Origin of the sequence: Pseudoalteromonas sp. DY56-GL22 (assembly GCF_041414715.1) — a bacterium.
Classification (GTDB): domain Bacteria; phylum Pseudomonadota; class Gammaproteobacteria; order Enterobacterales; family Alteromonadaceae; genus Pseudoalteromonas; species Pseudoalteromonas simplex.
This window is the reverse complement of the sequence record NZ_JANHZR010000017.1, coordinates 14,332-28,058: the sequence shown is the minus strand read 5'-3', so window position 1 is coordinate 28,058 and position 13,727 is coordinate 14,332. Positions and strand designations below refer to the sequence as shown.

The 13,727-nt window shown below is 35.9% G+C and carries 12 protein-coding genes; all 12 read right to left on the bottom strand.

All coding sequences use genetic code 11. The features are described from left to right. Positions 1 to 1,013 precede the first annotated feature (1,013 nt). The 12 genes from rfaH to NO991_RS20145 all read right to left on the bottom strand — a co-directional run bounded on the left by rfaH (position 1,014) and on the right by NO991_RS20145 (position 13,721). Positions 1,014 to 1,499, bottom strand: coding sequence for a transcription/translation regulatory transformer protein RfaH (gene rfaH / locus NO991_RS20200; RefSeq protein ID WP_371352342.1), 486 nt, complete (start codon positions 1,497 to 1,499; stop codon positions 1,014 to 1,016). 125 nt (positions 1,500 to 1,624) lie between these two features. Then, positions 1,625 to 2,791 carry a nucleotide sugar dehydrogenase gene (locus NO991_RS20195; RefSeq protein ID WP_371352341.1) on the bottom strand — a complete coding sequence of 389 codons (1,167 nt, stop codon included), beginning with the start codon at positions 2,789 to 2,791 and terminating at the stop codon, positions 1,625 to 1,627. A gap of 27 nt (positions 2,792 to 2,818) precedes the next feature. Next, complete coding sequence (locus NO991_RS20190) at positions 2,819 to 4,774, bottom strand: polysaccharide biosynthesis protein (protein WP_371352340.1); 1,956 nt, start codon at positions 4,772 to 4,774, stop codon at positions 2,819 to 2,821. Positions 4,775 to 4,924: 150 nt separating this feature from the next. Beyond that, the gene (locus NO991_RS20185; RefSeq protein ID WP_371352339.1) at positions 4,925 to 6,100 is read right to left on the bottom strand and encodes a DegT/DnrJ/EryC1/StrS family aminotransferase; all 1,176 of its coding nucleotides are present in this window, start codon (positions 6,098 to 6,100) and stop codon (positions 4,925 to 4,927) included. Beyond that, positions 6,100 to 6,948: a 3-hydroxyacyl-CoA dehydrogenase family protein gene (locus tag NO991_RS20180; RefSeq protein WP_130167245.1), complete on the bottom strand. Its 849-nt coding sequence runs from the start codon at positions 6,946 to 6,948 to the stop codon at positions 6,100 to 6,102. Before NO991_RS20180 ends, NO991_RS20185 begins: the two co-directional genes overlap by 1 nt. Further along, positions 6,948 to 7,583: an acetyltransferase gene (locus tag NO991_RS20175; RefSeq protein ID WP_130167244.1), complete on the bottom strand. Its 636-nt coding sequence runs from the start codon at positions 7,581 to 7,583 to the stop codon at positions 6,948 to 6,950. Before NO991_RS20175 ends, NO991_RS20180 begins: the two co-directional genes overlap by 1 nt. Beyond that, on the bottom strand, positions 7,580 to 8,179 hold the full coding sequence (locus NO991_RS20170) for a sugar transferase (RefSeq protein WP_371352337.1): 600 nt from the start codon (positions 8,177 to 8,179) through the stop codon (positions 7,580 to 7,582). Before NO991_RS20170 ends, NO991_RS20175 begins: the two co-directional genes overlap by 4 nt. Further along, positions 8,172 to 9,398, bottom strand: coding sequence for a glycosyltransferase family 4 protein (locus NO991_RS20165; protein WP_371352336.1), 1,227 nt, complete (start codon positions 9,396 to 9,398; stop codon positions 8,172 to 8,174). Before NO991_RS20165 ends, NO991_RS20170 begins: the two co-directional genes overlap by 8 nt. After that, positions 9,398 to 10,267 (bottom strand): glycosyltransferase family 2 protein, encoded by an 870-nt coding sequence (locus NO991_RS20160; RefSeq protein ID WP_130167241.1) that lies wholly within the window; start codon positions 10,265 to 10,267, stop codon positions 9,398 to 9,400. Before NO991_RS20160 ends, NO991_RS20165 begins: the two co-directional genes overlap by 1 nt. Continuing rightward, positions 10,257 to 11,480, bottom strand: a complete 1,224-nt coding sequence (locus NO991_RS20155) for a hypothetical protein (RefSeq protein WP_371352335.1) — start codon at positions 11,478 to 11,480, stop codon at positions 10,257 to 10,259. The genes NO991_RS20160 and NO991_RS20155 overlap by 11 nt, the downstream gene beginning before the upstream one ends. Further along, the gene (locus NO991_RS20150) at positions 11,477 to 12,592 is read right to left on the bottom strand and encodes a hypothetical protein (RefSeq protein ID WP_371352334.1); all 1,116 of its coding nucleotides are present in this window, start codon (positions 12,590 to 12,592) and stop codon (positions 11,477 to 11,479) included. The genes NO991_RS20155 and NO991_RS20150 overlap by 4 nt, the downstream gene beginning before the upstream one ends. After that, positions 12,585 to 13,721, bottom strand: a complete 1,137-nt coding sequence (locus NO991_RS20145) for a hypothetical protein (protein WP_371352333.1) — start codon at positions 13,719 to 13,721, stop codon at positions 12,585 to 12,587. Before NO991_RS20145 ends, NO991_RS20150 begins: the two co-directional genes overlap by 8 nt. Positions 13,722 to 13,727: the final 6 nt, after the last annotated feature.

Genomic DNA, 13,727 nt, shown 5'->3' with positions numbered 1-13,727 from the left:
AGGTTCTAGGTTCTAGGTTCTAGGTTCTAGGTTCTAGGTTCTAGGTTCTAGGTTCTAGGTTCTAGGTTCTAGGTTCTTCAAGATTGTAAATCGTTGCTTGTGCGTGTTTGCAAGCGGTATCGCGTTATTAATACAAAAGCCTACCTGTAGGAGGCGTTTTAACGCCGGACATTTTTCAAACATTCACGGCTAAAGCCGTTCCTACGGGATTGGCTACACCTTACCCTTCAGAATTCGCCATTTGTAGGCGTGAAATTTATTTCGCGCGAAGTGTTAGCAGAAGTGCTGTGTTTGAGACGCGCCAAGCAAGCGTGACGCCTACACCTTATCCTTCGGAATTCGCCTTTTTATAGGCGTGAAATTTATTTCGCGCGAAGTGTTAGCAACAGTGCCGTGTTTGAGACGCGCCAAGCAAGCGTGACGCCTACACCTTACCCTTCAGAATTCGCCATTTGTAGGCGTGAAATTTATTTCGCGCGAATTATTAACAACAGTGCCGTGTTTGAGACGCGCCAAGCAAACGTGTCGCCTACGACTTACCCTTCGGCATTCACCATTTGTAGGCGTGAAATTTATTTCGCGCGAAGTGTTAGCAGAAGTGCTGTGTTTGAGACGCGCCAAGCAAGCGTGACGCCTACGACCGTAGGAGGCGTTTTAACGCCGAACATTTTTAACCATTCACGGCTAAAGCCGTTCCTACGGGGTTCTCGCTTCTCGTAACATCTTGAAAGCAAAATTCTTTGCTTGTCTAGCCCTTCGGGCACGCTTCCGTTCCAGTTCGTCGCAGAGCTCCTCTCGCTCCATCTTGAAAGCAAAACTCTTTGCTTGTCTAGCCCTTCGGGCACGCTTCCGCCCCTAGGTTGCAGTTCCTACGTACTGATTTTATTATTATTTTTTGTTTTTCACGTGTTAAAGCTTAGTGCTTACACCGTAGGAGGCGTTTTAACGCCGAACATTTAAATCATGTTCACGGCTAAAGCCGTTCTTACATTATTGTCGTTTTGGATCACGACTTATAAACTAATTTCTTTATTCTCTACACTTACGGCGATTTGTTTATTCAACAAGTTAACTAATAAAATGCTGCGCATATCGCCGTCTGGCTCTTGATAAATTGCTTGAACATTTTTAAATGACTCTGTGTTTAGATAAACAACGTCACCTGCTTTCGGTAACGTTGATGTTACCTCACATATATCACTCATAGATTTAAGCTGCGCAATTAACTGCTCAGAGACGATTTGAAATTTCTGACCATAAGCAACAAAACCACTTACACCACGGGTATTTTTTACCTCAGTAAAGTTACAGTTTTGCGAGTCTAGTTTTATAAATAAATAACTAGGGAAAAGAGGAGATGTACGAATTGAACGGCGACCTTTTGCGATTCGCTCGATTTTATGTTCGGGGAAGAACACTTCAAAACCTTGGTTTTGAAGGTTAATTTTAGCTCTTTGTTCTTGTTTTGATTTGCAAAAAAGTAAGTACCAACTTTCCATAGCCACACCTAAAATACTCACGTTCCTTAAAACCAACCCAAAAGGACTGGTTTTTATGAGCCAGCGATTATACGCAGAGAATTTAGGCGTGTCTATTACAAATTTGTTATTACCTTTTGCTGAAACTAATCACTACCAAACAGGTCTCTGGTGTACACTTTTTCTGCAACATCATCGAGCTCAGTTACCATTCTGTTGGCAATAATTACATCTGCAGAAGACTTTAATTCAGCTAGGTCATGGGTCACTTTAGAGTTAAAGAAAGTTTCTTCATGTAATTCCGGTTCATAAACAATTACTTCAACACCCTTAGCCTTAACTCGCTTCATAATACCTTGAATTGCAGATGCTCTAAAGTTGTCTGAACCTGATTTCATTATTAAGCGGTGAATACCTAAAACTTTCGGTTTTCTAGCAAGAATAGATTCTGCAATAAAATCTTTACGAGTTGAATTTGCATCTACGATTGCGCGGATCATGTTATTTGGCACATCCTTGTAGTTAGCTAGTAACTGCTTGGTATCTTTAGGTAAGCAATAGCCTCCATAACCAAAAGAAGGATTATTATAATGACCACCAATACGCGGGTCTAAACTTACCCCTTCGATTATTTGTTTAGAATTCAACCCATGACTTTCTGCGTAGCTGTCAAGCTCGTTAAAGTAGGCTACGCGCATAGCAAGGTAAGTATTTGAAAACAACTTAATGGCTTCTGCTTCAGTTGGATCAGTAAACAATACTTCAATCTCTTCTTTAATAGCCCCTTGTGCTAGTAAATTTGCAAATACCTCGGCGCGCTCTGATCGTTCACCCACAATAATACGCGATGGGTGTAAGTTGTCGTATAACGCTTTACCCTCTCTTAAAAACTCTGGAGAGAAAATAATATTTTCTGTATTAAACTTTTGCTTAATGCTTTCGGTAAAGCCAACAGGTACAGTTGACTTAATAACCATTACTGCTGTTGGGTTTATTGTTTGTACATCAGCAATAACAGCTTCAACTGACTTTGTATTAAAGTAGTTGGTCTCTGGATCATAATCGGTAGGTGTAGCGATGATGATGAAATCTGCATTTTGATAAGCTAATTGCTTATCTGTAGTGGCAGTAAAACTCAGTTGCTTATTAGCAAGAAAATCTTCAATTTCTGTATCTGATATTGGCGACTTCCCGGCATTTAGTTGCGCTACTTTTTCTTCAACAATATCTAGAGCTACTACATTGTTATGTTGGGCCAACAACATGGCATTAGATAAACCAACATAACCTGTACCCGCGATTGTAATATTCATATATACCTAATTAAACTACTTTATTTTTTACTTTGCATTCTTTAATACTGTTACGTTTTCGTTATTTTTTACACTCTCAAGCCAATGGAGGTCACAAATACCATCTGTGGGATTAAAGGCTGTTGGTGCTTCTAACAACAACTTACGAATAGAGTGGTGATCGTTTAAATCACATGACGATTTAAGCTCAAGTAAAACTTGTTCAAGCTCATCCCATGGCATTTTAACTTCGTGTGCACTCATGATTCTTTGATGATCAGTACCAACAACGTTATCACCAATCAATAGCTCTTCATAAAGCTTTTCACCAGGACGTAGGCCAGTACATTGAATTTCAATATCACCTTCAGGGTGTTTATTTGACTTCACTTCTAAGCCAGAGAGGTGGACCATCTTAGTCGCTAAATCCATTATTTTAACCGGTTCACCCATATCTAAAACGAACACATCGCCACCCTTACCCATTGCACCTGCTTGAATAACAAGCTGTGCAGCTTCAGGAATAGTCATAAAATAACGAGTTATGTCTTTATGGGTTAAAGTGATAGGGCCGCCTTGCTTAATTTGTTGCCTGAATAATGGTACAACAGAGCCTGAAGAGCCCAGAACATTACCAAAACGAACCATAGTAAAGCGCGTAGCTTTTTGTGTATCAGATAATGCTTGCAGCACTAACTCAGCCATGCGTTTGGTTGTCCCCATCACATTGGTAGGTCGAACCGCTTTATCGGTTGAAATAAGTACAAAGGTTTCAACGTTATTTTCTATAGCAGCACGGGCAATGTTACTGGTGCCAAATATATTATTTTTAACACCTTCAATAACATTATGCTCAACTAAAGGCACATGCTTGTAAGCCGCAGCATGATAAATAGTTTGCACTTTAAATGACGAAATTGTCATTGAGATGAGTTTAAAGTTTTGAATAGAGCCAAGAATTGGCACTATTTCGATATTTAAGGAGTTTTGAAAAACGTAGTCTTTCAGCTCTTTTTCAATTGCATATAAGCCATATTCAGAAAGTTCAAACAAGACTAGCTTCGTTGGTGAGTTTTTAACAATTTGACGACAAAGCTCAGAGCCAATTGACCCACCTGCACCTGAAACCAAAACAACCTTATTTTGAATATTAGCAGACATTAATTCGGTGTTTGGCTCTACTGGATCACGCCCTAAAAGATCTTCAACACCTACTTCTTTTATTTGTTCTAATGAAGTGTTCCCAGCTACCAAATCGGCCATTCCAGGAATCGTCATAACTTGTAGTTTAAAAGACTCAATTTCATTGAGGATTTCTTTTCTGCGGCTTCGGTTAGCACTTGGTAAAGCTAATAAAATTTTCGTGACTGATTTAGTAGCAACTACTTTTGCAATTTCTTTAGATGAAAAAACATTCAACCCTTGTACGAATGTATTTTGTTTTTTAAGGTCATCGTCTAAAAACGCAACTGGCGCATATTCAGGTCCATTAGCCAACGCAGTTGCTAATTGACGTCCAGCAGAGCCTGCACCGTAAATAACCACGCCTTCTTTTCTGCGCATAATGAGTTTACCGACGATCGCACGTACTGTTAATCGGCTACCACCAATAAGCAGCAAAGCGATACAAAAGTATATAACAGGTACAGTTCTTGGGACTTGCGCCCCAATAAAGAATGAAAGGCCAATTAGAGAGGCCGTGGATAAGATCACACCTGCTAAAATTGCCCATAAAGCTTGAGAGTTAATATACCGTAAAACAGCACGATATAAGCCTAGCTTCACAAAAGCAGACAAACTTAATGGTAATACCCCTAAAAGTAATAACCAGTTCTGGTAGTCATAAAACTCTTTCAAGCTATCGAGTCTTAATACAAATGCAAGCCAAAAAGATAAAAATATAAAAAAAGTATCTATAATTAAAGAAACAACTCTTTTTTGGTTTCGCGGTAATTTGACAAGAGTATCTAAAAACAAGAAAGGGTCCCTATTAAAAAGTAACATATCAGTCCTACTCTAATTCTACTACATTAGGAACAACTAAAACAATTCCTATAATCTAGTTGAGCAGTGCTTAACAATCCTTTGCTTTTTTGTAAAAAAAAGTGGCAATTTGTTACCGAAGAAGCAACTAATCTACCACTTAAGACTATGTTATTTAGATGCGGCTTCTAAAACCTCGTGTATAGCAATTGTAGTTTGCTGAATTTCATCCTGAGTTAGAGATGGATGTACAAGGAACATTAATGAGGTTTCACCTAACTGGACAGCATTTTTCAAGCGCTCAGCTGGTCGCCACAAAGTATTATCAAAAGCTTTTTCTAAATAAACTTCAGAGCAACTTCCTTGAAAACAAGGCACACCACGAGCTACTATTTCGTTAACTATTCGGTCCCGATCCCATCCTTCAGCTAAAGATTCAGGCTTTATAAACATATAATGCTTATACTCAGCATGCTCAATATATTCAGGTATTGACACTAAACGGACACAATTATAACCACTTGCAGCCTGATCTAATTGTGCACCATAAGCTTGACGCTTTGCAGTCCAGTCACTCATACGAGTTAGCTGAATACGTCCAATTACAGCCTGCATCTCGGTCATACGCCAGTTCGTACCAAAGCTTTCATGTAGCCATCTAAATCCTGGAGGATGCTCACGATTGTAAATGGCATCAAAGCTTTTACCATGATCTTTGTAGCTCCACATTTTTGACCATAACTCTTTAGAGTTTGTGGTAACCATGCCACCTTCACCGCCTGTAGTCATTATTTTGTCTTGGCAAAAGCTCCAAGCTCCAATGTGGCCAATGCTCCCAACTGACTTACCTTTGTATTTTGCTCCATGTGCCTGAGCACAATCCTCAATAACATAGAATCCATACTCATTACTTAACGCCATGATTGCATCCATCTCAGCCGGCATTCCAGCTAAATGCACAACTATGACAGCTTTAGTTTTAGGAGTAAGTACGGCTTTAATAGACTCAGCTGTGATTGCTTGACTGTTAAGATCAACATCAGCAAATATTGGCGATGCACCTGCAGTAACAATACTGCTCGCAGAAGCTAAAAATGTACGAGGTGTAGTAATTACCTCATCGTCTGGACCTATATCTAATGCCTTTAAAGCAAGATCGAGAGCAAGAGTTCCATTACCTAACGCTACAGCGTACTCTGTACCAGTCCAAGCTGCAAATTCATTTTCAAATTCACGGCCTTCTGTACCGGTCCAATAATTAACTTTATTCGATAAAATAACGCGGCTAACAGCATCAGCTTCTTCTTGGGTAAAGCTTGGCCACGGAGAAAAAGGAGTGTTTAACATTACTTATACTCAAAAAAGCCTTTTTTAGATTTTCGCCCTAAATGATTTGCTCGAACCATTTTCCTTAGTAAAGGATGTGCTCGGTATTTAGGATCACCTGTTTCGCTATAAAGCGTTTCCATAATTGATAAATTCACATCATTACCAATTAAATCAGCTAGAGCTAATGGGCCCATAGGATGATGCGCACCAAGCTTCATAGCCTTATCAATATCCTCTGCTGTAGCAACACCTTCAGCTAAAATACTAACAGCTTCATTAATCATAGGAATAAGCATACGATTAACTACGAATCCAGGAGCCTCCTGCACAACCACAGGTGATTTACCTAACATCTTTGTTAGTGACTCTAACTTTTCCACAATAGAGCTAGATGTTTCATGACCAACAACAATCTCAACTAACTCCATTACGGGTGCAGGATTGAAAAAGTGCAAGCCTACAACATTTTTAGGATTAGGCAGTACACTGGCAAAAGCAGTAATTGATAGAGAAGAAGTGTTCGTTGCTACGATTGCATTATTGGACACTAAGTTAGATAGCTTAGAAAATAATTCCATTTTTACTGTAAAGTCTTCGGCTACAGCTTCTATAATTAAATCTGAATTCCTAATGACCTCTAAATCTGTACAGGCTTGTAATTTTTCAACAGATGTAGAAGCTTGCTCTTCGGTAATTTTAGACTTACGAATAAGTCGCTTCATACCTTTTTCGCAAATATCTATCACATTAGCTGCTTTAGCTTCTGTGCGAGCAATAATGTTAACCTTAGTAATCTGAACGCAGTTACAAATAACTTGGGCAATACCTGTTGCCATTGTACCAGAACCAATGATTGATACTTCCATTACTCAACAATCTCCTTGAGTTTCTTTGCTGGGTTACCTGCAAAAATAAATTTTTCCGGTATATTCTTAGTTAGAACCCCACCCATTCCAAGCATTGAACCGCCTTCTAGAGTTAGCCCCTGTCTAATTACAGCCCCAGTGCCAACTTCAACCAAATCATGTAAGGTCACATTTCCTGAAATAGCAGCCATAGGTGCAACTGTTACAAAATCTCTAATTTCACACTCATGACCAACAGTGACATTAAGATTTAAAACACAGTGCTCACCAAGTTCAATGTCTGTTGTCAAAATAGTTCCAGCGCAAACAATAGCTCCTTTGGAAATTTTAACTGTGTTTGAGAAACGTACACTAGGATGTACTAAGATTGCGTAATCAGGGTCCCCTAAAAGCTTCATTTTATCAGCCACTAGCTTACGCACACGAGGATTACCAATTGCAATTACAAACTGACAATCTGAAGCATATTCAATCCAAGAATCTATATTTCCCAAGACATTTACACCTTGAAGTTCAAGGCCATGAGTTTCGGAATTATCGTCTAAGACACCTCTAACTTTACGATTGCAATCATTAGCTAGCCAAATAACTTCTTTGGCAAAGCCTCCACCGCCAATAACTATAATATCTTTCATTCTTTATCACTACCTTTAAAGAGTGGCATTGTTGCTTCACCATCAGCACTAATACCTTCACGAACAAATACCTTTTTTACTGTTAAAAAAAGAATTTTTATATCAAGTAAAAAGCTATGATTATCAACGTACCAAACATCAAATTTAAACTTATCTTCCCAACTAATAGCATTTCGGCCATTAACTTGGGCCCACCCAGTTATACCTGGACGAACATCATGGCGTCGTGCCTGCTCTTTGTTATATAGAGGTAAATACTGAACAAGAAGAGGTCTTGGACCAACCAAACTCATCTCACCTTTGAGAACATTTATGAGACCAGGTAATTCATCCAAGCTTGTTGAACGTAAGAACGCGCCAAACTTTGTAATTCTTTTTTCATCGGGTAAGAGTCGGCCTTGACTATCTGTATCATTTAACATGGTTCTAAATTTAAGCATATTAAACACATGACCATTGAGACCTGGCCGCTCCTGCTTAAAAAGAATAGGTGAGCCTATATTGAATCGCACCAATAAAGATAAAATAAGCATTAGTGGGGATAATAAAAGCAAAGCAAAAAGCGAAACAATAAAATCAAAAAGCCGCTTAATCATCACATGCTTCCAGTATCGTGTTCTCTAACTTTTTAGCCATAATATCTCTCGAAAAACGCTCATAAGAAAGTGTGCGGCAACTATCCTTTGCCAGGTTATATGCCTTCATATCAAATAAGAAATCTTTGATATTAATAACCGAACTTTTATAGTTCCTATGGTCAAGAACAACACCACATTTAGACTCAAGTATAAATTCTTTTTGCCAGCCTCCGTAATTTATAGCAATCGGAGTCTGTGAGGCCAAAGAATCAAAAAGTTTATTAGCCGAATTATTCCACATCTCCTTTATAGGTCCAAATAATGAGAGTGATAAGTCGGCAGCGGAAAGAATCTTTACAATCTCTGTTTTAGGTACGGCTGGTAATATATAAAGATTCTTATTGAGAACTCCTGCACTTGACGCCTTCTCAATAACCTTTTCTTTCTCCATACCTTCACCTATTGCAACAAAGCATAACTCAGGTGCAATGTTCATAGCTTCCTTAGCTATTTCGACAAGGTACCCAACATCGTTGATCAAACCGAAAGTTCCTGTATAAACAATTAATTTACGGCCATTTAGAAAGCAAAAATTGGAGTTAATATAATTTTCACCAACGATACTATCGACATCAAAGAGTTCTGTATCACAACTGTTAGTAGCTAAGGTTATTTTACTTCTAGGTATCCCTTGCTGAGCAATACCATCACACATTCCGGGAGAAAGGCCAACCAGGCGAGAAGAGTTTCTATATGTATACTTTTCTAACCACCTAGCAAAAGAAATTATTAATGGATTTTTAATCACCCCTGTTGCAATAGGAAGCTCTGGCCATAAATCTCTGACCTCAAAAACCAAAGGCTTTCCTTTAATTTTTGAATAGACTAATCCTGGAATCGCAATTGTAAGCGGAGTACTAGTAGCAAAAACCACATTGGATTTAACTTTTAAAGCTTTAAATGTAGAGCGAATAGAAAAGTTAATAAATTTAAAAATTCGCTTAATAAATCCATCATTATTAGAGTAATTAAGATTTAAGACATGAAGTTTAATTCCTTCAATTTCTAAATAATTCCATCCATTTTTTAAACTGAATTCATCAGATAAATAAGCCGAAGATGTAACAAAAGTCACATCATGGCCATTTTTAACTAACCTTTTAGCCATCTCATAAGAACGAGTTCCACTTTTAGAAGAAGGGGTAGCAAAATATTGATGCAAATATAAGATTTTCATTAGACTAACTTTCTTCTCCTAATAACACTAAAAATATGAGACCAACTATAAAAAATTTTATACCCTCTATAGCGACAGTAGAAATAACGACTTAAAAACTTATTAAAGCCGAATTTATAAGCTGAAAAAAGATGGCCTGACATAGCAGCTAGATTCGGGTCGCCTTTAGAAATAAGAAAGTCATTGTAGCGTGAAAGTGCATCAAACCTAGAGTCAATCACTTCTTCAGACAGTTGCTTTGTTAAGCTTTGATCACTTTCAACAACACAGTATATTTCATCAGTAGTAACAGCAATATTTTTAGCGAAATATGAACATTTCAAAGAAAAGTTAACATCGTTTGAAGCAATCACTTCATCAAAAAGTATATTGTTATCTACAATTAACTTTCTACTTACAAGTTTACTCCAAGGAACATGAAATCTGTATTTTATCGCATCTTTGCCTGTTTCAATAAAATCTAAGATAAGCTGTTTATAACTTAGGTGCCTTGTAGATGATTCTCCCGACTCTTTTCTACTCGTCGGTGTAAAAAAAACTAAATCATTTGATTTATGGCAATAATTATAAACTTTATCAAACGCACCTTCTAAAAAACAATCATCGGCATCAGCAAATAGAATAAATTGACCGACTGATTTTTGTAAGCCTAAGTTTCGTGCCGCTCCAGCCCACCGATGCCCTTGTAATTGCATAAAAGTAATAGAACGTTTATGTTTAGAAATTATATCTTCTATACTGTCAGAGTGATCATTTACAACAATTACTTCTAGCCAATCATGCTCAGGAATTGAAGATAACAGTTTGGATAAACTAGCCCTAGAGTTGTAGTAAGGTATAATTACTGATACAAGAACTTTATTTGGCACTCAAACCTCTCAACTTTAAAAGATAACCAACCATCAGCGCTGACATATAGGATAGTTTTGACATTTCTACCATTACCCCACTAAATTGCGTTAAGGGTAAAGTAAAAGCCCATAAGAATACCACAAGTGGGTAAATAAAGTCATCTGATTTACGCAGTTCACGCATTTTTATAAATGAGAAGACTACAATAAAAAATACAACAAAATAATGGAAAAATATTGATAGGAGTCCATATCTAAAAAAGTATACAGCCGGTAATGATTCTAAACTTTCATCCCTTCCGAGCCCGCTTCCAAAAAAGATGCTCTTTTCATATGCTGAATTAAAAGCTGAAATTATTTGCTCAAAGCGGACATTCAAAGTTCCAGAGTTTGATGTATTCATTAATAATGTATCAAGAGACTTTAGTGAGCGAAGTTCTGTTGAGATAAGTATATTAGAAATTACATCTTTATTAATAAAAAATAAAAACACTAACGCAAAAGGGAAGAAGAATAGAATAGACTTAAGCAATAAACTCTTAGATTTAAAAAAAGCATACAAATATATACAGATAAATAAAGAGAAAATCATCGACTTGCTCTGTGATAATAAAACCAACAGTGCTGTTAAGACGACTAAAAGGAAACCAAAAAGTGTAGTTTGATACTTGTTATAATTAATTAATGCCAAAAAGAAAAGAATCAGAAAAGCATAGCCTGAATAGTAACTAGTTCCAAAAAAGGTTACAGCATAAAATAAAAGTTCAAATCTAAACTCTCTTTTATAAAGATAAAAAACGAGCTCATGAAAATATGGCTGAGAGTTTAGAATCAACTCAACAAAAACATATAAAGTCGAAACAAGAACAATCAAAGCCAGCCGTTGCTTATATACAAAATCAGAATTTTTGACTGCATCAATAGCGGCAATAGTTATAACCAACAACATCAATGGCCTTAAGTAGGAAAATCCACTTCCAATAGATATCTCTAAGCTTACGATGTCAAAAATAAAACTAACACTAAGTAATAATAAAAGGACTAAGTAATAACTTATAACAACCTTGTTACGGGAAAAATCAACACTTTTTTTATAAATAATAAGGTATAGTATTGAAAGTAAAAAAACTAAAATATTAATGTGAACCTGAGAATTAACCATTATTGATGGAAATAATGGAAAAAAGAAAATGCTAAAGAATATTACAAAGTTGACTTTATCTTTTGTCACTTAGACACCATTTCAGAAGATACCTTAATAGGTGTAGTTAGTTTAATATCTAACAAAGCAATTTCATAAAGCCTAGCTAAACTTGTATGGTAGTCATGCACATTGACTGTATTACTGATTCCTGTAATCGAAAAATGCCTTTCAAGTGCTTTAATTGCATAGTTCTCATCTGAAATAATATTTGAGAGTGCTATTGCCTCCTCAATGCCTGGCGGATTATATTGATAAGAATATTTAGATTTCTTTAATGACTTTAAATATTGTTCAGATTTTATTACTGATATAATTTTCTCAAACTTTTTACTTTTGAAAAAAGCATGTTCTTTGAATTCAGAGTATAAATAACTTAAAGCGACCAGGTTAAAGGAGTGATACCCTACAGATTTAGAATAAAGAGAACGCTTAATTTTAAAAGAATACATTTTATTGAAAAAATAATCTAAGATCGAACCAAATCCTAGGTTCTTTTCTATTTTAAAATTATAAATCGATGATTTATGATAGATAATTCCATCTGAATACAATTCTACATTGCTTAATACATTATCCATAAAGCTTAGGCTTTGCTCTTTTGCAATGCTAAAGTCCAACTTTGCAGCTATAGATGCAAACCAAAGTTGATGATTAAAAGTTTGATCGAAGTCTCCAAAAGAGCCTTCTACATTCAATACCCTCCAAAGACTTCGGTTACTGTCAAATGAATGCATTCTATAAAGAGAAATAGCCTGCTTCATCAACTCACCATCATTATAAACTTTTGATGAATAGATTAATGCTTCCATGATCCATGCTTGTCCCATAACACCATTAGAGAAGTCTTTAAGAGGATTTTTTCGACAGAAAAATGCTGCTTTCATCGGGCGGAACTGTTCTGATAAAAGAAGATCAATAGCTTGATAAGAAAACTCTTTGTATTTAATTTCTTTAGTTTCCTTATATATACAACTGAAAATTATTATCCAGTGTGCGATATTTCTAGCTCTTGTCTCTTCGTCTTTATAAGGCCCATTATGCCCTGCTTCTATAGAATCTAGTGAAAAATCAAGTTTATCAGAGCCCTTAATTAAAATATCTAATAATGTTATATAGCCTGGAGTAATATTATTATTCATTAATTTTTTCCATATAGTGATTAAAGACTGTTTCTAAATTAAAAACTTTTCTTGCTAATTTTTCATCACTTATAATACTTTTTTCATCCATCGAATTATCAACTAAATATAGAAACTTTTCTTTAAGGTTTTCAACTGAAATTTCTTCACATATAGACTGTGTTTTGAAACCTAATTGGCTAAGGTACTGATAATTATCTAAAGGAGAAAGTATGTTTTTTGTTCCACGTAAATAAGCATAAACGATACTTATCGTTAATTGATCTGTAGAACCAAAACAAATATTATAATCAGCGCTGTCATATAAATTCATTAGATCAGTACCTTCGTACCATTTATCTATATCAATTTTAATGTTATTGCTTTGATCATAATCTATAATGGTTTTACGTATATTTTTAAGTACTTCAGGATCGCAACCATAAGCACCAACTATATGTAACTGATGATGTGTATTACTAGGAAAAGCTTTACAAAATGCTTCAACTACTAGATCTACATTATTATATGAGTGCAATGCTCTAGTAGATAAAAAGACTTTGTTTTCTTTTCTCTTTTTAGGTTTCATTTCATGTTCATACCAATCTAAATCTGCTCCCCATGGACAACACAGAACCTTTTCACTGAACTGTGGAAACTCATTTAGGAAGTCATCTTTCGTTGTATGCCAGTTACAATGAATTACATCTACTTTTTCAAGAACCTCTATAAATTGTTTCAGCCCAGCTTTATCAAGTTCTTTTCTAAGATATTTTCTATAAAAGTCACTTCCATAAATGTTTAATATTGACTTTTTATGCTCTATCTTACTTAATACTTTCAAGTTAGTCGCTGGTGTATAGTTCCCTTGTAGAATTAATAAATCTTGTATTCCTTTTCTTTTTAGGAGGAATAAATAGAGGTCAAGTAAAAATAATGAAACACTTTTATTCCTTAGTTTTTGAATTACCTTTGGTAGTTTTTTATAACCATAAGGTGAAAAAACCTTAAAAGAGTGCTTCAAAGTACAAAGGGTTCGTGCCAAAAATGTAATTTCTAATTGCTTATTATTTTTAGTTTGATGGTTTAGGAAGTTGAACCACAATAATGCATTTCCGCCAGTGGCTTGACCAAAGAAAAAGATTTTCATTTAAGC

Bases quoted from the DNA above. Each gene is read 5' to 3' on its own strand.
- rfaH (WP_371352342.1), bottom strand. From the start codon at position 1,499: ATGGAAAGTTGGTACTTACTTTTTTGCAAATCAAAACAAGAACAAAGA.
- NO991_RS20195 (WP_371352341.1), bottom strand. From the start codon at position 2,791: ATGAATATTACAATCGCGGGTACAGGTTATGTTGGTTTATCTAATGCC.
- NO991_RS20190 (WP_371352340.1), bottom strand. From the start codon at position 4,774: ATGTTACTTTTTAATAGGGACCCTTTCTTGTTTTTAGATACTCTTGTC.
- NO991_RS20185 (WP_371352339.1), bottom strand. From the start codon at position 6,100: ATGTTAAACACTCCTTTTTCTCCGTGGCCAAGCTTTACCCAAGAAGAA.
- NO991_RS20180 (WP_130167245.1), bottom strand. From the start codon at position 6,948: ATGGAAGTATCAATCATTGGTTCTGGTACAATGGCAACAGGTATTGCC.
- NO991_RS20175 (WP_130167244.1), bottom strand. From the start codon at position 7,583: ATGAAAGATATTATAGTTATTGGCGGTGGAGGCTTTGCCAAAGAAGTT.
- NO991_RS20170 (WP_371352337.1), bottom strand. From the start codon at position 8,179: ATGATTAAGCGGCTTTTTGATTTTATTGTTTCGCTTTTTGCTTTGCTT.
- NO991_RS20165 (WP_371352336.1), bottom strand. From the start codon at position 9,398: ATGAAAATCTTATATTTGCATCAATATTTTGCTACCCCTTCTTCTAAA.
- NO991_RS20150 (WP_371352334.1), bottom strand. From the start codon at position 12,592: ATGAATAATAATATTACTCCAGGCTATATAACATTATTAGATATTTTA.
- NO991_RS20145 (WP_371352333.1), bottom strand. From the start codon at position 13,721: ATGAAAATCTTTTTCTTTGGTCAAGCCACTGGCGGAAATGCATTATTG.